The following is a 26,295-nucleotide window of genomic DNA, read 5'->3' on the forward strand; positions in this document are numbered from 1 at the left end:
CTCAGGAGCGCCGACATGATCATCAAGCTCATAGAGACGGCTCTGCGAAACCGCGCCGTCGTGTTGATACTCGTCGTTGTGCTGATCATCACCGGGCTCTTCAGCATGCAGCGTCTGCCTTTCGACGCCGAGCCGGACATCTCGCCGAATCAGGTGCTGGTCACGACGCAGGCGCCGGGCCTCGCGCCCGTCGACGTCGAGCGGTCGATCACGGCGCCCGTCGAACTGGCGCTGCAAGGTTTGACGGGCATGCAGAATCTGCGTTCTATCTCCCGCTATGGCCTCTCGGTCATTTACGTCCGCTTTGCCGATGGCACGAATATCTATCTAGACCGCAATCTCGTTTCCGAGCGGCTGCAGACAGTGCAACTTCCCCCCGGCACGAGTGCGCCGCAGTTGGGCCCGCTTTCGGACGGTCTGAGCGAGATCTACCAGTTCCAGGTGCGCGGGCACGGGCAGTCGCAGATGGCCTTGCGCACGCTGCTGGACTGGCAGATCGCACCGAAGCTGCGTCAGGTGCCGGGCGTGGTCGACGTGAACGTGAACGGCGGATTGCTCAAGACCTATGAAGTGCAAGTGGACGACGACGCGCTCACTCACTACGGTCTCTCGGTGAGCGACATCTTCAATGCCGTTCAGATGAACAATGGCGCCACGGGTGGCGCGACGATCGAGCATAACGGCGGTGCGTCGATCATCCGTGGCGAAGGGCTGCTGCGCAATACGACCGATATCGGCGATATCGTGCTGCGCACGGGGCAGGGCGGTGCACCGCTCTTGGTGCGTGATGTTGCCCGCGTAGCCGAGGCGCCCATGCCGCGGCTCGGCGCGGTGACGCGCGACGGCAAAGGCGAAGCCGTGGTCGGCGTCGTGCTGATGGGCCTCGGGCAAAACACGCGCGTGGTCGCAAAGCGTGTGGAACAAGCGATCAGGCAGATCAATTCCACGCTGCCGTCCGGTGTGGAAATCGCGCCGTACTACAACCGTGCCGACCTGATGAACCGCGTGTTGCACACCGTGGCCCACAACATGGTGGAAGGCGCCGTGCTCGTGATCGCCGTGCTGCTGTTGCTACTCGGCAATTTTCGGGCTGGCATCATTGTCGCGGCGGCGATTCCGCTTTCGATGCTGGCGGCCGTTATTGCCATGTATGGCGCGGGGATGTCGGGCAATCTCATGAGTCTTGGAGCGATCGACTTCGGCTTGCTCGTCGATGGCGCCGTCGTGATGATCGAAAATGTCGTTCGGCGCCGCGCTGCGGCACCTGCACAGTCAATGTTGCCGCTTGTGCGCGATGCGGCAAGAGAAGTGGCCCGGCCAATCACGTTCGCTATCCTGATCATTGCCGCAGTGTATCTGCCGATACTCAGCCTGCAAGGCGTCGAAGGGAAAATGTTTCGGCCAATGGCAATGACCGTGATCTTCGCGCTGGTTGCCTCGCTTGTCCTCACGCTGACGGTGATGCCGGTCCTCTCGACGCTGCTGTTGCGCGGAACGATCGCTGGGCACGAGAGCCGCATCGTGCAGTGGATCAGGCGCCGCTATGAACCGATCCTCGCGCGCACCACGCGGCAACCCGCAACGACGATGGGGCTCGCCGTCATGCTGTTCGTCGTGGCCGCTTTCATCGGCATGCGCCTGGGAGCGGAGTTCCTGCCGCGTCTCGAAGAAGGAGCGCTGACCGTCACGACGACCAGGCTGCCCGGGATTTCCGTTGCGTCCGCGGTTCAATCGCAGACCATGGTCGAGCGCACGCTGCTGCACTTTCCAGAAGTGCAGTCGGCTGTCACCCTGGGTGGCAGTTCGGAGATTCCGACCGATCCGATGGGGGTGGAGCAGAGTGATACCTTCATCATGCTCAAGCCGCGCGCAGAGTGGAAGACCGCGGCAACGCAGGATGGACTCGTCGAGCAGTACTCGGCCGCGCTCGAGCGAGCTGTACCCGGCTTGACGCTCGACTGGGCGCAACCGGTCCAGATGCGCATGGATGACATGCTCGCCGGCGTGCAGGCCGACGTCGCTGTCGTAATCCACGGCAATGACTTGCAGACCCTGCACGACACGGCCGGGCGCGTCGCAGCGGTCATCTCGCGCGTACCTGGCGCCGCCGATGTCGAAGCGGAGCAAACGATCGGTCAACCCTACCTGCGGGTTATCGTCGATCGCGACGCGGTGTCCCGATACGGGCTCAACGCAAGCCAGGTGCTCGATCTCGTGCAGTCGCTGGGCGGGCGCACGGTGGGCACAATCGTCGACGGCGACGGGCGGTTTGATATCCGGGTGCGCATGCGTTCGGACGATCGTGACGACATTGCCCGGATCGGGGCGCTGCGCGTGAGCGACGGCGCGGGCCGCGCGGTGCCGCTCGCGCAGGTCGCCGACATCCGCATGGAACCCGGCCCCTCGACGATCGAGCGCCAGCAGGGCCGGCGCGTGATTCTCGTGCAGGCCAATGTGCGCGGGCGCGATCTGGCGAGTTTCGTCGCCGCGGCGCGGCACGCCGTGCAGACACAGGTCAAGCTGGCGCCTGGCTACACGGTTACGTGGGGCGGCAGTTTCAAGAATCTGCAGGATGCCATGGCGCGTCTTTATATCGTCGTGCCGATCACGCTCGCGGTGATCTTCACATTGCTCTATCTCATGTTCGGCAGCGCAAGTCTTGCGGCGCTCATCTTCTGTAACGTGCCGTTCGCCGCGATTGGCGGCATCTTCGCGCTCTGGATACGGGGGCTGCCGTTCAGCATTTCCGCGGCGGTCGGCTTTATTGCGCTATGCGGCATCGCTGTGCTCAATGGGGTCGTGCTCGTGAGCTATATCGTCGAGAAGCGAGCCAGCGGGCTTTGTGCCATCGAGGCAGCAAGACAGGCGGCATCCAGCCGGCTGCGGCCCGTGCTGATGACGGCGACGGTGGCGAGCCTCGGCTTTTTGCCCATGGCCTTTTCGACGAGTTCCGGCGCCGAGGTGCAACGTCCGCTCGCAACGGTCGTGATCGGCGGACTGGTTTCTGCAACGCTGTTGACCCTTTTGGTTCTGCCTTCGGTGTATCCGTGGTTCGATCGCCGCAAGCGCGCGGCGCACGGCGAGCAGCCGCGCGAGACTGAAGCGGAATTCGCAAGTTAAAAAGCCGGTGCCAATGTGATCAATTTCAAACGTTCTTCCGCATACCTGGTGCCGTTGCTGCTCGTGGGCTGCGCGGTTGGCCCCGACTTTCATCAGCCTGCTCTCCAAAGCGGCGCCGGCTACATGCAAACGGCGCTGCCGCAGAAAACGGCAAGCGCTCCCGGTGCACTTGGAAGCGCGCAGCAATTGAACGTAGGCGAGGATATTCCGGGCCAGTGGTGGACGCTCTTTCAATCTGTTCAACTCAATGAACTGATCGACCACGCGTTCAAGGAGAGCCCCGACATTGCAGCCGCGCAGGCGGCACTCGCGGTCGCCCGCGAAAACATGCTTGCGCAGAGGGGTTCGTTATTCCCGAGCATTGGCGCCGACGCATCGGGCAGCCGCAATGCCACGCCGACAGGCAGCCTCGCGCCGGTCGCCGCGAACAATCAGCGCATCTACTCGCTCTATACTGGCGAGCTAACCGTGTCTTATTCGCTCGATGCGTTCGGGTTGAATCGACGCATGATCGAATCGGCATCGGCGCAAGCAGACAATCAGCGCTTTGAGTTCGAAGCCGCCAGACTTACGTTGAGCAGCAATGTCGTGCTGTCTGCGGTCAACGTGGCCTCATTGCGCGCCCAGATCGACGCGCAGGAGGAAACGATCAGGGCAAACACCACGCTTGGAGATATTCTCGAGCGTGAACGCGAGTTGGGCGAGGCCTCCGAGGCGGACTGGCTGCAGCAGCAAGCAGCGCTGGCCGCCGCGCGGGCTGCGCTGCCCCCCCTGCAAAAGCAGTTGGCGCTGCAACACGATGCGTTGAGCGCGCTGGTGGGCGGGTTCCCGAATGAACCGCTCGCCGACGACTTCGACCTTTCCTCGTTGCATTTGCCCGAAGACCTTCCCGTGAGCTTGCCCGCAAGCCTCGTCGAGCAACGGCCCGACGTGCTGGCGGCGGCCGCTGCGTTGCACGTAGCCAGTGCGCAGGTTGGCGTGGCGATCGCCAATCGGCTCCCGCAGATCTCTTTGACCGCCGCATTGGGTACGTCGCCCAGCGCGATCGCCAACGCATTCACGCCATATAACCAGTTCTTCAATGTGGTGGGCAAGGTTGCCCAGCCGCTTTTTCAGGGCGGCGCGCTGCTGCATCGACAGCGGGCAGCCGAAGCCTCACTCCAGCAGGCATCGGCGCAATACCGTTCGACGGTCATCAACGCATTCCAGAACGTTGCCGACGTACTCCACAGCGTACAGGCAGACGCACAGACGCTGCAGGCGGCCACAGCCGCCGAGTCGGCCGCTTCGCACAGTCTCGCGATCGCCCAGGAAGAGCAGCGTGCGGGCGAGGCGGCTTACCTCTCGGTGCTCGCCGCCGAGCAAACGTGGGAGGCGGCGCGAATTGCCTCGATCCATGCCCGTGCGGCGCGCCTGGCCGACACTGTGGCGTTGTTTCAGGCGGCGGGCGGCGGCTGGTGGAATCGCGCGGATCCTATGGTTGCCGCAGACGTGTCCGGCCATCGCAAATGACTTCTTCTGCCAGTAACAACCACTGCCATGAAACGACTCTTGCTCGCCCTGATGCTTTCAACCTCACTGAGTGCGTGCGCGAGCGAAGCGCAAGCGCTGAGTGCCCGCTCACACGAACATTCGTCGACGGGAGTTCTGGTCGATTACGCGGGAAAGCCCTGCAGGAATCAGAACTTCCATGTCAAGGCGCCGGTCTGCCTTTTCCCTCACTACGAGTGAGGAAATAGATGACTGAATCGTCATCAGAAGTTCAGATATCCGACAGGACGCTCACCTATGATGGATATACCGGACCGCATTTCGAGAACAGATTTCATGAGGTTTCCCAAGCGAATCGTGTCGTTCCTCTTAACTCCGTGCATCACCCTCGGAACAATGGGTCATGCGTTTGCGGATCAGAACAATCCGGCACCGAACTCGTTATCCACCGCGATGCAGCGCAGCCCCGAAGCGTTGCAGCAGCTTGTCGCGCCCATAGCGCTCTATCCCGATACGCTGGTCGCTCAGATCCTTGCAGGCGCAACTCATCTCGCGGAGGTGGTTTCGGCGAACCGCTGGATGCAAGCGCATCCGCAACTGAAAGGCGACGCGCTGGCTGCTCAGGTGGATCAGCAGTACTGGGATGCCAGCGTCAAGGCGCTCACCGAATTTCCGGCGGTTCTGAGCAACATGGATGAGAACGTGGTCTGGACGTCGTCGCTTGGCGACGCGTACCTGAGCCAGCCTCAGCAGGTGATGGCTGCCATACAGGCGTTGCGTCAGCGGGCGCTGGCGGCGGGCAACCTTCAGGCCAACGCACAGCAAACGGTCACGTCCGAAGGCGACCTGGTCAGCATCGCGCCGGCTGCACCGGACGTCGTGTACGTACCCGAATACGACCCAACGCTTGTCTATGGTGCGCCGGTGGCGGCATGGCCGGGCTGGTATCCGGACACGAGCCTCTACCTGGGTGGCCCGGGAATCGTTTTCGGCATCGGACTCGAAATGGGTTACTTCGGCGGCTACGGATGGGGCTGGCATCACTGGAGGCCGGACTGGCATCGCCGAGCGGTGACGTACAATCACTCCCCATATGTATGGCACGATCGCAGTCTCGCGGACGTCGAGCATGAGTTACATAGCCGCGACAGTTCCAATCGCCCCATGGATTCACTGGGTCAGCAGGGATCATTCGGGGAACACGGCGCATATGCCCAGCATGGTCCTTCCGGCGAGCATGGCGCGTTCTCCCAGCGCGAATCCTTCGGGATGCCAGACACGCATGTTAGTTCGGCGCCATTGCAGGTGGGCGTCCAACCCCACGCGAACCTGGGGGCTGGCCTCGGCCGCTTTGGGGGTGTCGGTCACGCAGGCTTCGGTCACGCGGGATTCGGTGCGGCGCGTTCGGACTTCAGCGCCATGGGTCATTTTGCGGGCGGGCATGTGAGCGCGGACATGCATGGTGGCCACGGCCGCGGATAGTGCCGTCGTGAACTACGCCATGGGATCGTTGCAGTCACGCCCGCGCGGGTAGTTCAACGCGCGCGGGCGGACGGCCCCGGCATCAAGGAGGACTACGATGCGAATCGTTGCCGCGCCTGCTCGAGTTCTTCCATATGCGTTTCGACCCAGTCCCAGATTCCGCAGATCTTTTCCAGAAGGCTCCCGCCAAGCGGAGTCAGGATGTAGTCGACGTGTGGCGGTATGACCGGGTGAACGTGGCGTGAAAGGAGGCCGGTACTCTCGAGTTGGCGCAACGTCTTTGTCAGCATTTTTGGGCTGATTCCGGGAATGCCGTCTCGTAGCTCCGAAAAGCGCATCGTGCCGCGCGTTCCCAACGCATCGATCACGAGAATGGTCCACTTGTCGGCAATTTGCTCGATCAGCGCACGCGCGAGATCGTCGGTTTTCTGCCGGGAATCGCTATTCGCGAGAGGCGTGTCGTGGCAATGTGTTTCCGTGGCGTATCGCAAAGCCTTCAACCCTTCATATGCATGGGTTCACTACGGCTGAACGACATGCTGGTACGAGGAATATCTGCATCATGCTGTTGCACCGGTAGTACGCGGCGTCGCGCTCTAGTCGCGAGGCACGATCTCAATCCAGTTCGCGCCGCTTCCTCCGCGAGTGCGCGAGTGCAGTGTCAGCGCGCCAGACTTCGCATCGATGCCATAAAGCGAGACTTGCGTGGACTTCTCTCCACATACAAGAAGAAAGCGCCCGGAAGGGTCGATGGAGAAGCCGCGAGGTTGCGCCTCCGTTTCGAAGTCGCCAGTTTGCTCTAGTGCGCCATTGGGCGTGACACGCAAAGCGAAGATGCGGTTGGTCGTGCGCTCCGAAATGTAGACGAATTGTCCGTCGGGCCGTACATGAATGTCGGCGGCCCAGATCAACGAAGTGAGTGTTGCAGGATCGGGTTGTGGGCAGGTAGCTGGAGGGCGGACAAAGCCGTCGAACATGCCTGCGAGCGCATCCGGTCGCGCAGATACGCTGTGCAGCATCAGCTTTCCGCTATCGCCAATGCGCCGGAACACGGCGACGGTTGCGCGAAATTCGCTCAGAACATAGAGCCAGTTACCGTCCGGAGAAAGACGCATATGACGCGGGCCGAAGCCTTGGTCGAGCGTTACTGTCTCGATCACGCCAAGCGGTTGTGCCGCGTTCCCGTCGATCGTGCAGCACAGGATTTCGTCGTTTGCCAGCGAGGTGACATAGGCGAAGCGATTATCGTCCGTCACGACCACCGAGTGTGCATTGCGCACGCCGCGTAGTGTTTGCACCGGCTTCGGATCGCCGCGATCGAGGCGTTCGACGCTATACACAACGACTTCATGGCTGCCGTATGCGGCGCCGAACAAGAAGCGGTCAGTGCGGTCGACCGCGAGCGCAACGAGGCTCGCATCGATCGCGACCCGATAGTCCGTCGTGAGACGGCCGGCGAGCGAGTCGAGCGTGCATTTCACGAGCGATGGCGCAGCGCCGCGCGTAGCCGCGAAAACGGTTTGTCGTCCGGCGCTTATCGCGAGCGGCATGACGTGAGCGCCGACCCGATGCCGTTCGCCAGCGCGCAAGGTAGGTGCTGAAGCACCGAACCCGTAGGTCGCAATGTCGGCGTCTTCCGAGTTCGAGACTAGTGCGATGCAGTTTTCCAGCATGTTCTTGACGCTCTATGTGTGGGTGTCCGCCTGCAGCCACCCGATAGCAGCCGATAGCGCGAATCCGCTATCAGTCGATTTCTTCTACCTGTCCAGCGAATTCCACGAGACAGCCGAAGCCGCCGTGGAAGAGCGCTTCGCGCTCATCTTCCTTCGCGCCTGTCGAGAAGATCTCGCTTGCATAGCGCTCTGCGTCGTCCTGAGGCTGGTAGCCAAGCAAGCGCGCGTTCGAGTTGTCCCAACGATTGCGCGCGTTGTTGGAGACGCCGTAGGCGACAACGAAGTGATAGTCCGGGTGGTCGATTGCGCGCTGCACGAGCTGGGCCGTATCGCGGTGGCTGATCCAGGTGTAGAGGTGGCGCGGCGCGGTGGGTTTGTCGTCCGGGCGGAACGACCCAATACGCAGGCAGGCGACCGAAAGCCCGTACTTGTCCGCATAGAGTCGTCCGACCGCCTCGCCGAAAACCTTCGAGACGCCGTACCGGCTGTCGGGGCGGGCCGTGACCTGATCGTCGATCATGCGGTCGCGACGGTGAAATCCCACGGCGTGATTCGAGCTTGCGAAAATGACGCGCTTCACGCCGGCAACGCGGGCCGCTTCGAAGACGTTGTAGCAGCCTTCGATGTTCATCCGGTGGATACGCTCCCACGTGTCTTCATCGGCGATACCGGCGAGGTGAACGACACAGTCGATGCCTTCCATCGCATGCGCGAGCTGAGCAGGGTCGGTAATGTCAACCTTCACGATTTCCTCGCCGGCTTGTGCGGGTGCTTGTGCGGCGATGTCGGCAAGCCTGATGAGCGAGTAGCGGTTCTTCAGTCCCTCTCGCAACGCGCGGCCGATGTGCCCGGCCGCACCCGTAATTAACACTCGCTTCATATCAACTCTCCTGACTCAATGGCGTTGCTGTGATTGCGTCGGTCTACTGCGCAACACGTACTTGAAGATTGGCTGCCGCGAGGCTTATTGCTTCTCTTTCGCGCCGACAGTAGCGCCGTTGCGGCGGTGATAGGCCTCGAGGTAAGCGTCACGAGCGGGGACCAGATGCTCGCGGCAAAGCTCGACTAGCCTGAGCTGGTCCCGGCCTGCGAGCGCTTCGAGCATTGCATGGTGCTCGCTGCGTGCCTTTTCGAGGTAGTGCGGAAAAAGCAGCGAAGCCGAACGAATGGGGTGCGTGCGTCGCTCGTACTCGCGTATCGCCTCGGTCAGCGCCTGGTTGTCGGAAAGCGCAAACAGGGCGTGGTGAAAATCCATATTCGCGCGGAACACGGCGCGGAGGTTACCGGCTTGTGCTGCCGTATCGTGCGTCTTCTGGATTTCGACGAGTTCGGCCAGTTGCTCAGGCGCGACCGGCAGCGCGATGCGTTGCGCCGCATTCGTCTCGAGTATTTCGCGAACCGAATACAGCTCCATCACTTCGCGCGGCGAGTACGACTTCACGAGCGCGCCCACGTTCTTGCGGCGTTCGATGAGACCGCGCTGCTCGAGTTCGGCGAGCACGAGGCGCGCAACGTGCCGCTTGAGCGCGAAGCGCTCGCACAATTCGTCTTCCACGAGCCGTTCGCGCGGATGCAGCACGCCAAGCACGATTTCCTCTTCGAGCGTGTCGGCGGCGCGCGCAACGTTCATGTCGATATCGCGGTCGCGCATGGCAGGCTGCGCTTGCGCAGGGGTTTTCTGGGGAGTAGAGACGCTTTTCATGTCGGCAGATTCGGTAACGGAACCCGGGTGAACTCGCAGGAGGCGAGCAGTATATCGGCAATTTCGCCCACGGATCCTCGCGTGCGGCGCGCCAGGTATGCGCGCCGCACCGCGCAATCGATGGTGGAGTCGCATTGCGTCATCAGCCCCGTGGCTTCGGTACTTTCGCCGTCATTTCCGCCGCCGCGAGGAAGTCGAAGTCGCAGCCCTGGTCCGCTTGCGTGATCGAGGTGAGGAACAGCTTGCGGTAGCCGCGCGCCGCCGGATCCTGCGTGCGGGGCGCCAGACTTTGCGCGCGCCGCGCGAGTTCCTCCTCGCTCACGAGCACATCTATCGAGCGATTCGCGACGCTCAGGCGGATCCGGTCGCCGCTCTGGACGAGTGCAAGCGGGCCGCCGATCGCGGACTCGGGGGTCACGTGCAGCACGATTGTGCCTGCCGCCGTACCGCTCATGCGGCCGTCCGACACACGCACGATATCCTTGACGCCGAGCTTCGCGAGCTTCTTCGGGATCGGAATGTAGCCCGCTTCCGGCATGCCCGGCGCGCCGATCGGACCGATGCCCTTGAGCACGAGCACGTCGTCAGCCTCGACATCGAGTTCGGGATCGTCGATGCGCCGGGCGAGGTCCTCGGCGTTCTCGAATACCACGGCGCGCGCCTCGTGCTCCATCAATGCAGGATTGGCCGCCGACTGCTTGATGATCGCGCCGCCGGGCGCCAGATTGCCGTACAGCACGGCAACGCCGCCTTGCGGATAGATCGGTTTGTCGAACGGACGCACCACCTCCTGGGCGAAGCTTGCAGGCGCCGCATCGAGTTCTTCGCCGAGCGTTCTGCCTGTGACCGTGAGGGTGTCCAGGTGCAGGAGCGGCCTGATCTCGCGCAGCACCGTGGTGAGACCGCCGGCCTTGTGCAGGTCCTCCATGTAGTGTTTGCCCGATGGCTTCAGATCGACGAGCACCGGCGTTTCGCGCGCCATGCGGTCAACTTCGCCGAGATCGATCTTCACGCCTAGCCGTCCGGCAATGGCCGTGAGATGGATGATGCCGTTGGTCGACCCGCCGATGGCGAGCAGCACGCGCAACGCGTTTTCGAAGGCATCTGGCGTGAGGATGCGCTCGGGTGTGAGCTGCTGCCCGATCATGGCGACCGCTGTCGCGCCCGTGTGCTCCGCGATGCGGATGCGATCCGCCGTGACGGCGGGCGCGCTTGCGCCGCCGGGCAGCATGATGCCAAGCGCCTCGGCGATGCAGGCCATCGTGCTCGCCGTGCCCATGACCGAGCAGGTGCCGACCGTCGGGACGAGCTGGTTGTTGACTTCGTCGATTTCGTGCGCGTCGATTTCCTCGCCGCGGAATCGCGCCCAGAACCGGCGGCAATCGGTGCAGGCGCCAACGCGCTCGCCGCGGTGGGAGCCGGTGAGCATCGCGCCCGTGACAAGCTGGATCGCCGGCACGCCGGCCGCCGCTGCGCCCATCAGTTGAGCCGGCACTGTCTTGTCGCAGCCGCCGATGAGCACGACCGCGTCCATGGGCTGCGCGCGGATCATCTCTTCAGTGTCCATCGACATCAGATTGCGCAAATACATGCTCGTCGGATGCGAGAAGCTCTCCGCGATCGAGATCGTCGGAAACTCGATGGGCAGGCCGCCCGCGAGCATCACGCCGCGCTTGACCGCCTCGATCAGTTGCGGAGCGTTGCCGTGGCAGGGGTTATAGCCGCTGCCCGTGTTCGCGATGCCGACGATAGGCCGCGACAGCGCGTCGTCGGTGTAGCCCGCCCCCTTGATGAACGCCTTGCGCAAGAACAGCGAGAAGCCTTCGTCACCGTAGTTGGTGAGCCCTTTTTTCAGTCCGGATTGTACGGGTTTTTTGTCCATAATGTCATCGATGAGATTATCAATAATCCTTGACGCCCATCTTATCTACTTTTATATTGGGCTGCAAGTCACCTGCCGGCGCACGGTGCCGGAGCCAGTTCGAAAGGGAATGATTCATGAAGAGAAGGCGTGTTGTGCTGTATCGGCCGGTGCCGGCGGACGTGCTCGAAAGTTTGCGTGCGCGCTTCGACGTGACCGCCTTCGATGAGGTAACCGAAACGAATCGGCCGCAGTTCGTTCAGGCACTGGGCTCGGCGCACGGCATCATGGGCAACACCCTGAAGATCACTGCCGCGCTGCTGGACGCGGCGCCCGAGCTGGAAGTGGCCTCGACGATTTCCGCGGGCTACGACGCATTCGACGTCGAAGCGCTCACGCGCCGGGGCGTCGTGCTCACGAACACGCCCGACGAGGTGACGGAAACCACGGCCGATCTCGTCTTCGCGCTGTTGCTTTCGAGCGCGCGCCGCGTGGTCGAACTCGCGAACTGGGCCCGCGCAGGCGAGTGGCGGGGCGGCGTGAGCGAGCATTACTTTGGCATGGACGTGCACGGACGCACGCTCGGCATCGTGGGGCTCGGCCGCATCGGCGCGGCGGTGGCCCGGCGGGCCGCGCAGGGCTTTGGCATGCGCATTCTCTACACGAAGCGGCGGCCTGACTTGCATGCGGAGTCGACCTGGGGAGCGCAACGCTGCGAACTCGACGCGCTGCTGGCGCAATCCGACTTCGTTTGCGCGATGGTGCCGCTGTCGAGCGAAACCCATCACCTGATCGGCGCGCGCGAGCTCGGACTAATGAAGCGCGACGCGATCCTGATCAACGCATCGCGAGGGCCGGTCGTCGACGAGGCTGCGCTCATCGTTGCGCTGGAGTCGGGGCAAATACGCGGCGCCGGGCTCGACGTGTTCGAGCGCGAGCCGCTCCCGCAAGATTCGCCGCTCTATGCGCTGCCGAACGTCGTTGCGCTCCCACATATCGGCTCCGCAACCCGGGCCACACGCGAAGCCATGGCGCGCCGCGCCGCGGAGAATCTGATCGCGGCGCTGGAGGGGCGCCACGTGTCGACGACCGTCAATCCGCAGGCCATGGAATTACGGCGCGCACGAGGTGTTTGTATGTGAGCGGCACCGCGTCGTGGCCATGCTCACGACCTCAGGCTGAAGCGTTGGTGGTGCAATCGATTTGAAATTGAATATACAGGTGTTTGAAAATCAATTAGTAAACCGAATTAAATGGAGACGAAGATGCACGGCAGGTATCGATATACCGTGGCGGGACTGTTGTTCGCCGCGGGCATGATCAACTACATGGACCGGGCGGCGCTAGGCGTGGTCGCGCCGATCATCAGCAAGGACCTGAGCCTGACGCCGTCGCAGCTTGGCGTGATCTTCAGCAGTTTCTTCTTCGGCTACTCGATCTTTTCGTTCGTCGGCGGCCATCTCGCGGACAGGTTTGGACCGACACGCGTGTTTACGTGGGCGATGGGAGCGTGGTCGCTGCTATGTGGCATGACCGTGGCTGCCACGGGTTTCGTCTCTCTGTTCATCCTGCGAGCGCTCTTCGGTTTTGGCGAGGGTCCGATGAATTCGACCACGAACCGCGCGATCACGAACTGGTTTCCGCGCGACGAGACCGCAACCATGATCGGCTTTACGTTCTCTGGGCAAACCTTCGGCAATGCGGTGGCGGGTCCGCTGGTCGGGCTCGTGGCGGTCGCCTTCGGCTGGCGCGTGTCGTTCGTGATCGTCGCGCTGCTGGGATTCCTGTGGATTGCCGTCTGGCGGTTGTTCGTCACCGACACGCCTGCGCAGAACCGGCGTGTGGGCGTGCAGGAGCGCGAACTCATCGAGCGCAGCCGCAACGCGGCGCATCCCGCCGAAGAGGGCGACGACGGCTTGACGCTGCGTGCCTACCTGGTTCGGCCGAGCACGCTCGCACTGGGTGTCGGTCTCTTCGCGGTGAACTACACGCTTTTCATCTTCATTTCGTGGCTACCGAGCTACTTCACGAACGCACTGCATCTCGACCTTACGCAGATGAGCTTGATGACGGCGATTCCCTGGGCATGCGGCGCAATCGGCTATTTCGGCGGGGGGCTCGCTGCGGACGTGCTGTTCCGGCGCATGGATAACAAGTTGCTGGCGCGAAAGATCGCGGCGGTCTTGCCGCTTGCGCTCTCCGGCCTCGCCATGCTGGCGGTGAGCTTCGTCAGTTCCACGGCGCCGGCCGTCGCATTGGTCGCGGCAGCGGTGCTGTTTCTTACGGCTTCGTCACAGGCAGTGTGGGCAGTGGTCCACGAGCTTGTTCCGAGCCGGCATCTCGGCGGCGTCAGTGGCTTCGTGCATCTGATGGCGAATATCTCAGGAATCATCGGTCCGACGGTCACAGGCCTCGCGGTCGAATATTTTGGCGGTTATAGCACCGGGTTCGCACTGGGCGCGACGATCGATCTGATTGGTGTGCTCGCCATGACGTTCGTGGTGCGTAGCCGCACCGGCGCGCGCTCGGCGGCCTCGGGCGCAATGACGTAACGAATGAACGAAGCGGCGGTTGAGCCGCGCATCTGATCAACACTGAAATGGCTGTCAGGCCGGGAGTGAAGGATGGATCTGGGTTTGCGTAACAAGACCGCGCTGCTGATGGGCGCAGGCGGTGGTTTGGGACAAGCGATTGCGGTATCGCTTGCGCGTGAGGGAGCGAACATCGTTCTCGCTGACGTTGACGAGGCCGCGCTGCAGCGCTCGGCACAGCGCGTAGAAGAAGCCGGTGCGCGCGCGTTGTCACTGCAATGGGATCTCGGCGACCTGGCTTCAATCGAGAAGCACGTCGCCACGATCGAGGCCCAATTCGCAGGGGTCGATGTACTCGTCAACAATACGGGCGGCCCGCCGCCGACGCCGGCGTCGGGGCAACCCGCCGACGCCTGGCAAAAATATTTCGGCTTGATGGTGCTCTCCGTGATCGCGATCACGGACAGAGTGCTTCCGGGAATGCGCGAGCGCAAGTGGGGCCGCGTCATTACGAGCGCGTCATCGGGCGTCATTGCGCCGATCCCGAATCTCGGCATGTCCAATGCATTGCGCATGTCGCTCGTCGGCTGGTCGAAGACGCTGGCGCGTGAGGTTGCACGTGATGGCGTAACCGCGAATGTCGTCGTGCCCGGGCGCGTGGCGACCGATCGCATTCGTTTCCTCGATGAATCGAAGGCTAAACGCGAAGGCCGGACGGTCGAGGCCGTTGCGGCCGAGAGCACATCGTCGATTCCTGCCGGGCGGTATGGCGAGCCGAAGGAGTATGCGGACGTCGTTACGTTTCTTGCGAGCGAACGCGCGTCGTACATGACCGGGGGCGTCGTGCGTGTAGACGGCGGCCTGATCGCGAGTATCTGATTCGCCGGACGACCAGTCTGGCAATTATCTTTGCATGAGAGACTTCCATGTCAGTTGATCAAGAAATTATCGATACCTTGTCGGGCGTCACGACGGCGACGCTGACCACGCTGCTGCTGAAGAAGGGCCTGCGCAACGTATGGATTCGGGGTGCGCGGCCAATCAGGGAAGGCCTGCCGCGAATCGTCGGGCGCGCATTCACGCTGCGCTTCGTACCTGCCCGGGAAGATCTCGCCACGCCGGAATCCTGGTCTTCGCCGCGCTCGACTCGTGCTGCCATTGAAGCAATGCCCGAGGGGTGCGTGGCCGTGGTGGATGCGATGGGCGTGACGGACGCCGGTATCTTCGGCGACATTCTCTGCGCTCGCATGCAAAAGCGGGGCGTTGCGGCGCTCGTGACGGATGGCGTCGTGCGCGACATCGGCGGCGTGCTCGGCACTCAACTGCCCGTCTGGAGCAGAGGTGCTGCCGCACCCCCGTCAGTCGCGGGTCTGACTTTCGCCAACTGGCAGGAGCCCGTTGGCTGCGGCGGCGTAGCGGTCTTCCCCAATGACCTGATCGTCGTCGATGCGGACGGGGCGGTGGTGATTCCTGCAGCGCTCGTCGACGAGATCGTCGCCGCTGCGCCCGAACAGGAACGGCTCGAAGCGTGGATCATGGAGCAAGTCGAGCAGGGCGCATCGTTGCCGGGACTCTATCCGCCCAACGAGGAAAACAAGGCGCGTTACGAGGCGGCTAAACGACGTCAGCAATAAACGATTGCGTTTTGGCAAGAGGTCCGCCGCACTTTGCATGCGGAGGCCCTTTCATTTCTCCCACGCGACGCAATGATTCAACCTGGTATCGAATGATCCCTGCTTCGAGGTATTGTGAATAAACCATCCGACAAGGTGATTGATGGTCCCGTAATTCGCCTGCATCCCGACGACAATGTGGTGATTGCCCGCACCGACGTTGCGATCGGAGCGAAGTTGGGGGTGACGCAACTGTTCTGCCGCAGTCAGGTGCCGGCCGGATACAAGATTGCTTCCTCGCCGATTGCTGCTGGAGAGCCGATCCGCAAGTACAACGTCGTCGTCGGCTTCGCGGCAACGGACATCGCCCCAGGCGCACTCGTGCACACCCATAACACGACGTTCCGCGAGTTCGAGCGCGACTATGCCCATGCGAGCGAATATCGGGCGCTGGAGCGGGTGCCGGCGGCGCAACGTGCGAGCTTCGAAGGGTACGTGCGCGCAAACGGCCAGGTCGGCACGCGCAACTTCATCGGCATTCTTTCTACCGTCAATTGTTCGGCAACGGTCGCGCACAAGATAGCGGCCTGGTTCACCGCGGAGCGACTAGCCGCCTACCCGAACATCGATGGCGTCGTCGCATTCACACACGGCTCAGGTTGCGGCATGGAAATGAGCGGCGAGCCCATGGCCTTGCTGCGGCGAACGATGGCCGGCTACGCGCGCCACGCCAATCTGGCGGCTGCGTTGATTGTGGGCCTCGGCTGCGAGCGCAACCAGCTTGCCGGGCTCATGGCTGACGAAGCGTTACAAGCGGACGAGCGATTGCACACGTTCGTCATGCAGGAAAGTGGCGGCACGCGCAAGACGATCGAGGCAGGCATCGAAGCGGTGCTGGCGCTGTTGCCTGAGGCGAACCGCGCGAAGCGTCAGACAGTGGGCGCAGAACATCTCAAGATCGGCTTGCAATGCGGTGGTTCAGACGGTTTTTCGTCGATCACGGCGAACCCGGCACTTGGTGCCGCAATGGACCTGCTGACGCGCCATGGGGGCACCGCGATTCTCTCGGAGACGCCGGAGATCTACGGCGTCGAGCATACGCTCACACGCCGTGCGGTCAGCCGCGAAATTGGTGAAAAGCTGATCGAGCGAGTCCGCTGGTGGAAAGAGGAGTACTCGGTCGGCCGCGATGTGCAGATCAACGGCAACGTGAGTCCAGGCAATCAGATGGGCGGCCTCGCAAACATCTTCGAGAAGTCGTTGGGATCGTCGATGAAGGGGGGGACAGGTCCCTTGATGGAAGTGTATCGTTATGCAGAGCCTGTGCTCGCGAAGGGCCTGGTCTTTATGGATACACCTGGATTCGATCCCGTTTCCGCGACAGGCCAGATCGCAGGTGGCGCGAATCTGATTGCGTTCACCACCGGTCGCGGATCGATGTTCGGCGCGAAGCCGGTGCCATCGCTCAAGCTCGCAACGAATACGCCAATGTACCAGCGGCTCACGGAAGATATGGACCTGAATTGTGGCGCCATACTCGACGGCGATGCCACGATCGAGTCCATGGGGCAGCTGATTTTCGACACACTGCTGCGTGTTGCTTCGGGCGAGCGCACGCGTAGCGAATTGCTGGGGCTCGGCGATCACGAATTCGTACCGTGGCAGATCGGCATCATGAGCTGACAAGCGCGGCGGCTGCAAGAGGGCGTTAGCATCCCGCCGCATACTCGATCATTCAGGAGTGTACTGTGACCAGGCTATTGGATGAAAGTGCGAAAGGCGTATATGTGCTTGCGGTGACGCCATTTACCGACGACGGCACGCTCGATCCGGCAAGCACGGATCGCATGGTGGACTTCTACCTCGAAGTGGGCGCGACTGGGCTCACGATTCTTGGCATTCTGGGGGAGGCGACGAAGCTCACGGCGCTCGAATCGCGCACATTCGTCAAGCGCGTATTGGAGAGGGTGGCAGGGCGGGTGCCCGTCGTGGTCGGTGCGTCGGCGCCGGGGTTTGCGCCCATGCGCGAATTAGCGTCAGACGTCATGGATATGGGCGCTTCCGGGGTCATGGTCGCGCCGGCGTCGACCTTGCGCACCGACGAGCAGATCGTCGCTTATTTCGACATGGTGACTGCAACGCTTGGCGAGAGCTGTCCGTGGGTCCTCCAGGACCATCCCACGTCGACGGGCGTGCAGATGTCCACCTCGGTGGTACTGCGAATCATGAAGAATTCGCCAACCTGCGTAATGCTGAAGCATGAGGACTCGCCTGGACTGGCCAAGCTGTCCGCCATCCGCGCGGCAAGCGAAAATGGCGATGTCAGACGGGTTTCGATATTGACCGGCAACGGAGGCGGATTATTCCTGCCGGAGGAGCTTTCACGCGGCGCCGACGGTGCGATGACGGGCTTCGCCTACCCCGAGATGATGATAGGTGTGTGCACGGCTCATGCGAGCGGCGACGTCGAGCGGGCACATGACATTTTCGACGCCTATCTGCCGCTTGCCCGCTATGAGCAGCAGTCGAACATCGGTCTTGCCGTGAGGAAGTATCTCATGGCGCGACGCGGCGTGATCGCATCACCGACATTGCGTAGACCCGGCCCCCGGCTGTCTTCCGCCGATGTCGCAGACGTTGAGCGCCTGGTGACGCGTCAAACGAGGAGGCTGCGGGAGTTGAACTGAGGGATGGCCGGCGCGATTCAGTCGCGCCGGCGTTTGTGGAAAGTCACTTGTTGACCAGCCTGGCGGGAATCAGCACCAGAATCAGTATTGCGGACAGCGCCAGCGAAGCCGCGACGACGAGCAGCCCTGACGTCAAGGTATGTGTAGCGGTCTTCAGCCATCCAATAATGGCTGGGCTGATGAACCCCGCGAGATTGCCCGTGCAGTTGATCAGTGCGATACCGGCTGCCGCTCCCATGCCGCCAAGGAATGAGGTGGGCAGAGCCCAGAACATCGGCAGCGCCGTGACCACTCCGCCCGCGGCAAGCGTGAGGCCGATCATCGACAGCAGCGCATGGTCGCCGTTGAACGCGCAGATCGCGAAGCCGAGTGCGGCGACAACGGCAGGTATGGCAACGTGAAGCCGCCGCTCGCGTGTGCGATCTGCGCTCCGGCCAGTCGCGATCATCGCGACCAGCGCTGCCGCGTACGGGACCATCGTCAGCAGGCCGATCGTGAGCGGATCGTGAATACCGGTGCCGCGAATGATCGTGGGCTGCCAGAAGCCGATCGCGTAAGAACCCATCACGATGCCAAAAAGAATCAGGCACAGCAGCCAGACGCGCAACGAGGTGAACACCGTCCGCACCGAACTGTGCGTGTGCGTCGAGGCGTCCGCATTGATCTCATCCTGGATCAAGCGCTTGTCCTCGGTGCCGAGCCAGTGCGCGTCGGCGACCCGGTCGTCGAGAAAGAGAAAGATCACAACGCCAAGCGCGATTGCGGGTAAGGCTTCGATGATGAAGAGCCATTGCCATCCGCCCATGCCCAGCGTACCGTGCATGGCGTACATGATGTAGCCGGAAAGCGGACCTCCAAACAATCCAGAGACCGGATTGCCAGCCATCAGCAGCGCGACCATCTTGCCCCGCCGGTGGGAGGGAAACCAGTAGGTCAGGTAAAGAACCATGCCGGGGAAGAAGCCCGCTTCCGCAATGCCGAGCATAAAGCGCATGACGTAAAACATCGTCGGCGTACGGACAAAAGCCGTGGCGATCGACAATGCACCCCACGTTACCATGATGCGCGCAATCCAGCGCCGGGCGCCCAGCCGGTGCATCAGCATGTTGCTCGGCACCTCGAAAAAGAAGTAACCGATGAAGAAAAGCCCGGCGCCGAGTCCATACGCTGCCTCGCTGAAGTGCAGCGCATTGACCATCTGCAGCTTTGCGAAACCCACGTTCACGCGGTCGAGATAGGCAATCACGTAGCCGACGAACAGCAGCGGCATGAATCGCCACGCGACGCGCCTGAAAAGCGAGTCGGCTTCGGTGGCACCGAACGCTTGATCAATCGGGGTGCGGACGAACATGGTGTCTCCTTGCCCGCCCCGTAGTTCGAGGTAGTGTACAAGTGATCCGCAAGGGTCACGCGGTGGCGGCGAGCGCAGTATCGCGTGACGCCTCTCATCGAGGAAGCGGTTGCTCGTTGCTATAGACAACAGTTATTTTTGCGTCTCGCCAGACGAAGGACCGGTTTGCCCTTTCCTCGTCTCGGCGCCACGCAGTTGTTCAACGGCCATTTCACGAAATACATGAACGAGCCGAACGCGAGCAGACGAACGGTTCCACAACAGCCCAACGACCCGCTTGGGGAATGGATATGGCAACGGCCATTTTTTCAGCGAAAGACCCGAAAACGGTGCCATGCGCCAATCGGGAACGAGCGTCACGCCAAGCCCTCGATCGGTCAGGACGGCGAGCGCGTCCAACCCGTCGAGTTCACAGCGCTGACGCGGCAAGATGCCGTGCTGCCGCAAATAGGCGTCGGCGAGCTGGCCTCCAACGACGTTCCGGTCGTAACGCAAAAATGGCTGCGTTCGCAGCGTATGGTGGACATCGGTGACCTGCATCGAGGCGGGCGTCAACAGCACTAGCGGTTCCTCACGGAACGTGTGCCATTCACAGTTTTTTGGAAGCTCGAAAAGCGGACGCACGAGGACTGCGGCGTCGAGATGGCCATTCACGACCTTGCGGTACAACTCCGTCGAAGTGCCGGGTTCCAGGTAGATGTCTATTTGCAGGTGACGAGTCAACAGGTTGGCGAGGACGTCAGGGATCAGACTCGTCATCATCGTGGGCGTACCGCCGAGGCGCAATTGGCCAGCCAGTGTCGCCGAATCGTTCAGGTCGGACTTCAGGTCGCGTATTTCATGAAGCACGGTGCGTGCGCGGCCAAGAATACGCTCGCCGGCTTCAGTCGTTCCGACGGTGCGCCCGGAGCGGCGCACGAGTTTCATCCCCAGTTCATTTTCGAGCATCTTGACGCGCTGGGCTACGGCGGCCGGCGTCAGGTCGAGCCGCCGCGCAGCTTCTGCGATCGATCCGAGTTCAACGACGTAGACAAAGCTCTGAAGATAGCGCGAGTCCATCAATAAAAAGTTTTATCTTGTGAAGAAGGTAAAGGATACTGTTTTTTATGGTCTGGGACCAGCACACTCGATTGCGTATAGCGGTGAATTGGACAACGCGTTCGCCTTTCAAAAAGGAAGTGCCGACATGCCACGAATCGAGTCGATTTCCATCTGCGCGGCCGTCGTTCCGCTGGACCGGGTGACATCGTTCGCTACACGCACCGTGTCGAAGCGCGAGTACGGTCTGGTCAAGGTCCGCTCGAGCGATGGTGTCGAAGGCATCGGGTTCTGCTATGTCGGCAGCGCAGCAGGCGAACTTCTACGCGTGGCGGTCGAGCAATTGCTCGCTCCCGTGCTGATCGGGCAGGACTCGTATGCCGTCGAAGGCTTGTGGCAGGCAATGTATCGGGAATCGCTCCTGCAAGGCCGATCGGGCACGGTCATGCGCGCAATCAGCATTCTGGACACTGCACTCTGGGATCTCAATGCTCGCACGCACGGCTTGCCGATTCACAAATACCTGGGCGCTGTGGAACTCGATACGGTTCCCGCCTATGCAAGCGGTGGCTATTACCTCGACGCCAAGACGCCGCAGATGCTCGGCGACGAAATGGCGAGTTATGTGGAGATGGGGTTCAGGGCGGTGAAGATGAAGGCTGGTCGCTTGTCGCCAGCCGAGGACGAAGCCCGTGTGCGTGCGGCACGCGAAGCGATCGGTCCGGACGTCGAACTTATGATTGATATCAACAACGGATGGCGTGATGTCACGGAGGCGCTTCAGTTCGTGCGCCGATTCGAACAATACGATCCGTACTTTATCGAGGAGCCATTCTCGCCCGACGACGTGGATAACCATGCGCGTCTCGCGAAGCAGACACGCGTGCCGATCGCAACGGGCGAGATCGGTTATGGCCGGTGGTATCACAAGGAATTGCTGGACAAAGAGGCAGCGGCGATTCTTCAGACCGACGCGCTGGTATGCGGAGGCATCTCGGAGTGGCGGCGCATTGCTGCGACCGCGGCCAGCTACGGTGTCGTCATGTGTCCGCATTGGTTTCATGACGTGCACGCGCCACTCGTTGCAGCAACGCCGACCGCGCGCTATGTTGAGTTCTTCTGGGACGATCAGGTGTTGAATTTCCGCCGCCTTATCGATCGCCAGTTGACGCAAAAGGGCGGCCGGATTGCACTGCATCAAGAACCTGGGTTGGGGTTCTCGTTCGATGACGATGCGGTGGCGAAATGTGGTAAGTGGACCGAAGTAAGATGAGATGCCGGGCGATTCACCTGGCGCGGGAAGTCGATGAGAATGAGGGGGGCGCGCATGCGGCGTGGTGAGGGCCGCCATGCGTAGCCACATGACAAGGCGGCGAGTCGGCCATTCCGTGAATCGCTGTTGGCTATGCTCGGGATCGGTCTCGTCAACATGCTCGTTGCCCTCGATCAGACCGTCGTCAGTACCGCGCTGCCCTCCAACGTCGCGGATCTCAAGGGCGCACAGTACTACGCCTGGATCGCAAGCATCTATTTGCTTGCATCGATCGTCTCTGTAGCTATCTTACAGGCGCTTCCGCGCTCTGCGAGCTCGCGCCGAACGTAGGGGCCTCGTATTCGCAGGGGCACTGCAGGGGATCGGCGGCGGCATGATGGTAGGCACGGCATTCGCGGCGATCCCCGATCTATTCCCCGATCCACGCGTTCGAATGCGCTGGCAGGTCGTAATGGCCGGCTCGCTGTTCTTGCGAGCCAGAGGTCGGTTACTACTGGGTCGCGGCCGCCAGGCGATGGCATGAAAACTATCGGGTTCGTCGAACAACACTGCAGAAAGGTGAGGACCTCGTTGTTGCTGGCAGGCGTATCCGACATACGTCATGGTTGAAAGGAGCCAGAATCGTGCCAGTGCAAACAAGTGAGGCGACCAGGACTGTGTGGTCTCGCAGCGAGGTAGAGAAGAGATGGGAGGAGCATGCCTGCAGTGATTTCAAATTACGAACGATGCTCGCGGTTGATGCGCAGCTGTGAGCATTGGCGCGTGGCGCATGCAGTCGGTGCAAGCTCAGATCTCATATTTTGTAAACCTTACCAATCATAAAAATTATTCGCGAGACCGCAGCTTCAGCACCAACGACATCCATCGTCGTAGATACGATCTGGCCAGAGCGCAATGCGAATACGGTCGGGGCGAACGGCGTTACTCAAATACCTCGTATTTACGTTCGCTGAGGATAACCGCAAGATGGCAGGCTGATTACAAATCCGTCATGTTTCCAGTGGCATCGCGATGCGGGTCCAATACGCAAAAAAGTGGACATCATCCCGAGAAGGCGTCTGCACACGGGCGTTGCCCTTTGAACGCGGCGATTGCGGCGGCGTCATAGTCAGGGTATATCGCGACGATTCGAAGTGCCTATTTGCGAGGGAGTCTGGTGCGCTCAATAATTTCCTCTCGTTGAAAATAGGTTGGCGCAAACCATGTCAAAGTCCTTCGCATTGCAATCTCTGCAAGCACGACAATCGCGTCGCAGGCAGCGTGAGATGTTCGCAGCGACACGCAATCAACCGCATGGCCGAAAAGCTGTCGCCTTCGACACGGCTCATTTCACCACCCGGGTTGCGTATGTGCTGGTATTGGCGATTGGCGCGCTCTTTCGTGTTACTCCGGCAATTGCCGATCCTGCAGCGGCCACTCCGCGTGATGGGCTGATCGCTACCTGTGCCGCTTGTCACGGCGCGAGGGGCGAAGGTTCCATGGCGGTTGCGGCGCCCCGGCTCGCCGGGCAGGATGCAGAATACCTGGCCCACGCACTGTTCATGTTCAAGGCAGGCACGCGCGCAAGTTCGATCATGCAACCGGTTGCGCGCACGCTTTCCGACGCGGACATGCAAGCCGTGGCCGGTTACTTCGCGGCCCAACATCCTCCCGTCGTTGCCCAGGAACAGCCGCAAGGCGATGAAGCACGTGCCGGCGCACAGCTTGCGCAGTTCGGCGATGGAACGGGTGTTGCGGCCTGCTTCAGTTGCCACGCAGCGGGGGGCAGGGGGAACGGTGCACGTTTTCCCAGTATTGCGGGGCAACCGGCCAGCTTCACGGTCGCGCGTCTCCACGAATTCCAGGCACGCGCAGCGCAGGGCGGCGCGAAGCCCGGGACGATGACAGCCGTGGCTGCGCACCTGTCCGAGGCACAAATCGTGGACGCTGCCGCGTACTTGTCGACCCTGCCACGTTAGCTAAAGTGTTGCTTCGAGTGTGGTTTGGGTGACGTACACATATTCGTAGTAATCTGGATGAGTAAACACCCGGAGATTCATCCTACGTCAGTGGTTCGTAGAAGCGAGTTCATTGGAACAGGGGCCGCGATCGGTTCCGCGGCCGTCGTGCGAAGGACGTGCAGCCTTATGCGATCGTTGTCGGCGTGCCTGCGCGCGTCCTGCGCCCGCGCTTCAATGCATCGCATGGTGGGACTGGCGCCATGATCGGATCGACGCGGCGCTAGCCGACTTTCGTAGCCTCACTGCAGAAGAGTTCGTCGAGAAGTACGAGCGGTGAGCCGGTTTGCCATACGGCGCACGTATGGGCGCCGGCCGCCCCCGACGTCATGCGTCATGGCTTCGTTTAGTACGCGGCAACTCCACGAATTATTGTCCGGTCTTCGACGGCGGTGCCGCCTGCTCGGGGCCGGGAGGTGCTGAATTCCGGGACGGCAATCAATGATGGAATATCGACAGCCTGGACGTAGCGGCATCAAGGTGTCTGCGCTGACGTTAGGCACAATGATGTTCGGCGAGTCCACCGACGACGTGACCGCGGCGCGCATTGTAGACAAAGCATTTGAGCAGGGCGTCAATTCGATAGATACCGCCGACGCTGTTCGCGCGGCGAATCCGGGCGTGTGGTGGGTCGCTGCATCGCCAGCCGCCGCGACCGATGGGTGCTTGCAACAAAGTTCGTCAATCCAATCGGCGACGGTGACGTCAATGGCAGGGGCGCTTCGCGCAAGCATGTCGTGCGGTCCGTCGAAGCCAGCCTGAAGCCCTTGAATACCGACTCTATCGACCTTCTCTATTTGCATGCGGAAGACCCGAAAACGCCGGTCGACGAGACTGTGCGTGCACTCAACGATCTCGTGGCCGCAGGCAAGCTCCGGTATTACGGCCTCTCGAATCATCGCGGCTGGAGGATCGCTGAGTTTGCACATACCGCATAGGCGCTCGGTCTCGAAGCGCCAGCCGCCAGCCAGCCGCTTTATAACATCGCGAATCGGCAGGCCGAAGCCGAACAACTGACTGCGGCTCACCGATATGGCCTCGGCGTGATCGCGTACAGCCCGCTTGCCCGCGGGGTGCTGACCGGCAAGTATGGTGCGGACGCCGAACCCGCACCCGAGAGCCGTGCTGGTCGAGGCGACGTCCGCCTTCACCAGACCGAAGACGTGGGCTGCCGCCTGCCTCGTCGGGATTGCGTACGCACGTAGCCTTGCGCTTCGTGCTCGATGCGGTCGAACGGCGGCGACATCGCGGCGGCACACAGGGGCGCAGACTTCGGTCGAGAAATCGCCGTCAGCGCCCCGCCGCAGATTCGATCGGGTTCCGCTGACGATGCACGATGAGCCACAGTGCGATTAGCACGGTCAGTGTCGTCAGAATCGCGAATAGCAAAGTGGCGTGCGCAATGCCGATTCGCTGTACGGCGAAACCTAGCCCGATAACCGGCAGGGAGATTGCGATATACAGCACCACGAAGAAGCTCGAGGTCACCTCCGCGCGCCGATTCGACGGACATTTCGCAGCCAGATCGCCGAGACTCGCTCTGAAGCTCACGCCTTGGCCGATGCCTGCGATCATCGTGCCGACGACAAGCGTCGTCAGCGATCGGTCCAGGACGCAGAATGCGATCGCGGTCAGTCCCACCGCGAGACCGATGCAGCCCGCTGTGAGGCGATGCTGCGCGGCGATGCGTGCCTGAATGATCTGCCCAATGGCCGAGCAGGCGAAAAGCAGGAAAACGAGTGCGCCGATCAGCACGCTGCTGTGATATCCGAGCAGCGCACTGATCAATTGCGGAACCACGGCAGCGAAGAAGCCGACCACGACGAATCCTGCAAAGCCGGCGAGCGCAGCGGGAATAAATGCGTCGCGCACTTCCACGGGCAATGAAATGCGCTGAAACCGCAGCTTCGTGCACGCAGCAGGGCGCGCAGTTTCGGGCGCGCGCCAGACGGCGATGAGCGCGAGAGACACCAATGCAAGATGGACGGCGTAAGGCACGATGGTCGGCTGCGGGAGCAGGGCGACGAGTATGCCGCTCAGCAATGGACCGAATCCAAGTCCCAGCATGTTCGAGGCGGTTGCTGCCAGCGTCGCCTGCGGCTGCCATGGGGGGGCGCGAGCTCGATCACGGCGACGGTGGCCGTGCTGGTGAATATGCCTGCGGAAAGCCCGGACAGCAAACGCCCCACCATCAAACCGGTTGCCCCGTGGCTGGTGACGAATGCGATGGCAGAAGCAGCGGAGGCACACAGTCCCGCAAACAACATCTTCCGGCGACCGAGTTGGTCAGACCAGTTGCCGACCGTGAGCAGTGCGCCCAGAACGCCAACGGCATAGCACGCGTAGATTACGGTAATCAACGTCGGTGTGAAGCCGTATTGTTGCTGGTAAAACCGATAAATGGGCGTGGGAAGTGTCGTGCCCATCATATTGATCATGAAAGCGACCGCGATTGAAATGAAAGCGGAAGCAGAAT

20 protein-coding genes and 2 pseudogenes are annotated in these 26,295 nt (G+C 61.8%); 13 read left to right on the forward strand and 9 right to left on the reverse strand.

What is annotated here, in order from left to right; genetic code table 11:
- The first annotated feature begins 15 nt into the window (after window positions 1–15).
- From BHE01S_RS02205 to BHE01S_RS35920, 3 genes are all read left to right on the forward strand, one after another.
- Window positions 16–3,120, forward strand: a complete 3,105-nt coding sequence (locus BHE01S_RS02205) for an efflux RND transporter permease subunit (RefSeq protein WP_042260121.1) — start codon at window positions 16–18, stop codon at window positions 3,118–3,120.
- Between the two features lie 15 nt (window positions 3,121–3,135).
- Window positions 3,136–4,632, forward strand: a complete 1,497-nt coding sequence (locus BHE01S_RS02210) for an efflux transporter outer membrane subunit (RefSeq protein WP_042260125.1) — start codon at window positions 3,136–3,138, stop codon at window positions 4,630–4,632.
- Window positions 4,633–4,908: 276 nt separating this feature from the next.
- Complete coding sequence (locus BHE01S_RS35920) at window positions 4,909–6,093, forward strand: DUF3300 domain-containing protein (protein WP_084068485.1); 1,185 nt, start codon at window positions 4,909–4,911, stop codon at window positions 6,091–6,093.
- Window positions 6,094–6,185: 92 nt separating this feature from the next.
- On the opposite strand, the gene BHE01S_RS02220 is transcribed toward BHE01S_RS35920, so the two are convergent.
- From BHE01S_RS02220 to BHE01S_RS02240, 5 genes are all read right to left on the reverse strand, one after another.
- Window positions 6,186–6,593 (reverse strand): winged helix-turn-helix transcriptional regulator, encoded by a 408-nt coding sequence (locus BHE01S_RS02220; protein ID WP_245639619.1) that lies wholly within the window; start codon window positions 6,591–6,593, stop codon window positions 6,186–6,188.
- 96 nt (window positions 6,594–6,689) lie between these two features.
- The gene (locus BHE01S_RS02225) at window positions 6,690–7,766 is read right to left on the reverse strand and encodes a lactonase family protein (RefSeq protein ID WP_042260128.1); all 1,077 of its coding nucleotides are present in this window, start codon (window positions 7,764–7,766) and stop codon (window positions 6,690–6,692) included.
- A 70-nt stretch (window positions 7,767–7,836) separates the two neighbouring features.
- Window positions 7,837–8,646 (reverse strand): NAD-dependent epimerase/dehydratase family protein, encoded by an 810-nt coding sequence (locus BHE01S_RS02230; protein WP_042260131.1) that lies wholly within the window; start codon window positions 8,644–8,646, stop codon window positions 7,837–7,839.
- 84 nt (window positions 8,647–8,730) lie between these two features.
- On the reverse strand, window positions 8,731–9,417 hold the full coding sequence (locus BHE01S_RS02235) for a GntR family transcriptional regulator (RefSeq protein WP_042260133.1): 687 nt from the start codon (window positions 9,415–9,417) through the stop codon (window positions 8,731–8,733).
- A gap of 193 nt (window positions 9,418–9,610) precedes the next feature.
- Window positions 9,611–11,350: an IlvD/Edd family dehydratase gene (locus BHE01S_RS02240; protein ID WP_042260136.1), complete on the reverse strand. Its 1,740-nt coding sequence runs from the start codon at window positions 11,348–11,350 to the stop codon at window positions 9,611–9,613.
- A gap of 116 nt (window positions 11,351–11,466) precedes the next feature.
- On the opposite strand from BHE01S_RS02240, the gene BHE01S_RS02245 reads away from it, so the two are divergent.
- The 6 genes from BHE01S_RS02245 to BHE01S_RS02270 all read left to right on the forward strand — a co-directional run bounded on the left by BHE01S_RS02245 (window position 11,467) and on the right by BHE01S_RS02270 (window position 18,160).
- Window positions 11,467–12,471, forward strand: coding sequence for a 2-hydroxyacid dehydrogenase (locus BHE01S_RS02245; protein ID WP_042260139.1), 1,005 nt, complete (start codon window positions 11,467–11,469; stop codon window positions 12,469–12,471).
- A 123-nt stretch (window positions 12,472–12,594) separates the two neighbouring features.
- Window positions 12,595–13,881: an MFS transporter gene (locus tag BHE01S_RS02250; protein WP_042260683.1), complete on the forward strand. Its 1,287-nt coding sequence runs from the start codon at window positions 12,595–12,597 to the stop codon at window positions 13,879–13,881.
- Between the two features lie 72 nt (window positions 13,882–13,953).
- A complete protein-coding gene (locus BHE01S_RS02255) occupies window positions 13,954–14,739 on the forward strand; it encodes an SDR family oxidoreductase (RefSeq protein ID WP_042260141.1) in 786 nt (261 codons plus the stop codon).
- A 47-nt stretch (window positions 14,740–14,786) separates the two neighbouring features.
- Window positions 14,787–15,494, forward strand: coding sequence for a ribonuclease activity regulator RraA (locus BHE01S_RS02260; protein WP_042260144.1), 708 nt, complete (start codon window positions 14,787–14,789; stop codon window positions 15,492–15,494).
- Window positions 15,495–15,608: 114 nt separating this feature from the next.
- Window positions 15,609–17,156, forward strand: coding sequence for a UxaA family hydrolase (locus BHE01S_RS02265; RefSeq protein WP_042260146.1), 1,548 nt, complete (start codon window positions 15,609–15,611; stop codon window positions 17,154–17,156).
- Window positions 17,157–17,221: 65 nt separating this feature from the next.
- Window positions 17,222–18,160, forward strand: a complete 939-nt coding sequence (locus tag BHE01S_RS02270; protein WP_084068488.1) for a dihydrodipicolinate synthase family protein — start codon at window positions 17,222–17,224, stop codon at window positions 18,158–18,160.
- 43 nt (window positions 18,161–18,203) lie between these two features.
- Here BHE01S_RS02270 and BHE01S_RS02275 read toward each other — a convergent pair whose 3' ends face one another.
- Both BHE01S_RS02275 and BHE01S_RS02280 read right to left on the reverse strand, forming a co-directional pair.
- Entirely contained in the window at window positions 18,204–19,511 is a 1,308-nt protein-coding gene (locus BHE01S_RS02275) for an MFS transporter (protein ID WP_042260150.1), read from the reverse strand.
- Between the two features lie 132 nt (window positions 19,512–19,643).
- Window positions 19,644–20,570: a LysR family transcriptional regulator gene (locus BHE01S_RS02280; RefSeq protein WP_042260153.1), complete on the reverse strand. Its 927-nt coding sequence runs from the start codon at window positions 20,568–20,570 to the stop codon at window positions 19,644–19,646.
- 127 nt (window positions 20,571–20,697) lie between these two features.
- Here BHE01S_RS02280 and BHE01S_RS02285 point away from each other — a divergent pair, with 127 nt between their 5' ends.
- The 4 genes and pseudogenes from BHE01S_RS02285 to BHE01S_RS02300 form a co-directional block, all read left to right on the forward strand.
- On the forward strand, window positions 20,698–21,822 hold the full coding sequence (locus BHE01S_RS02285; protein ID WP_042260156.1) for a mandelate racemase/muconate lactonizing enzyme family protein: 1,125 nt from the start codon (window positions 20,698–20,700) through the stop codon (window positions 21,820–21,822).
- 132 nt (window positions 21,823–21,954) lie between these two features.
- Window positions 21,955–22,285: pseudogene (locus tag BHE01S_RS38890) on the forward strand (MFS transporter); the annotation flags it as partial.
- 739 nt (window positions 22,286–23,024) lie between these two features.
- The gene (locus tag BHE01S_RS02295) at window positions 23,025–23,780 is read left to right on the forward strand and encodes a c-type cytochrome (protein ID WP_245639620.1); all 756 of its coding nucleotides are present in this window, start codon (window positions 23,025–23,027) and stop codon (window positions 23,778–23,780) included.
- A 483-nt stretch (window positions 23,781–24,263) separates the two neighbouring features.
- Window positions 24,264–24,979 (forward strand): annotated as a pseudogene (locus BHE01S_RS02300) (aldo/keto reductase); the annotation flags it as partial.
- A 130-nt stretch (window positions 24,980–25,109) separates the two neighbouring features.
- On the opposite strand, the gene BHE01S_RS02305 reads toward BHE01S_RS02300, so the two are convergent.
- Together BHE01S_RS02305 and BHE01S_RS39480 are read right to left on the reverse strand one after the other, a co-directional pair.
- Complete coding sequence (locus BHE01S_RS02305) at window positions 25,110–25,886, reverse strand: MFS transporter (RefSeq protein WP_281177734.1); 777 nt, start codon at window positions 25,884–25,886, stop codon at window positions 25,110–25,112.
- Window positions 25,856–26,257: an MFS transporter gene (locus BHE01S_RS39480; protein ID WP_281177735.1), complete on the reverse strand. Its 402-nt coding sequence runs from the start codon at window positions 26,255–26,257 to the stop codon at window positions 25,856–25,858. Before BHE01S_RS39480 ends, BHE01S_RS02305 begins: the two co-directional genes overlap by 31 nt.
- Between the last annotated feature and the right edge of the window lie 38 nt (window positions 26,258–26,295).

This window comes from Paraburkholderia heleia NBRC 101817 (genome assembly GCF_000739775.1).
GTDB lineage: Bacteria > Pseudomonadota > Gammaproteobacteria > Burkholderiales > Burkholderiaceae > Paraburkholderia > Paraburkholderia heleia.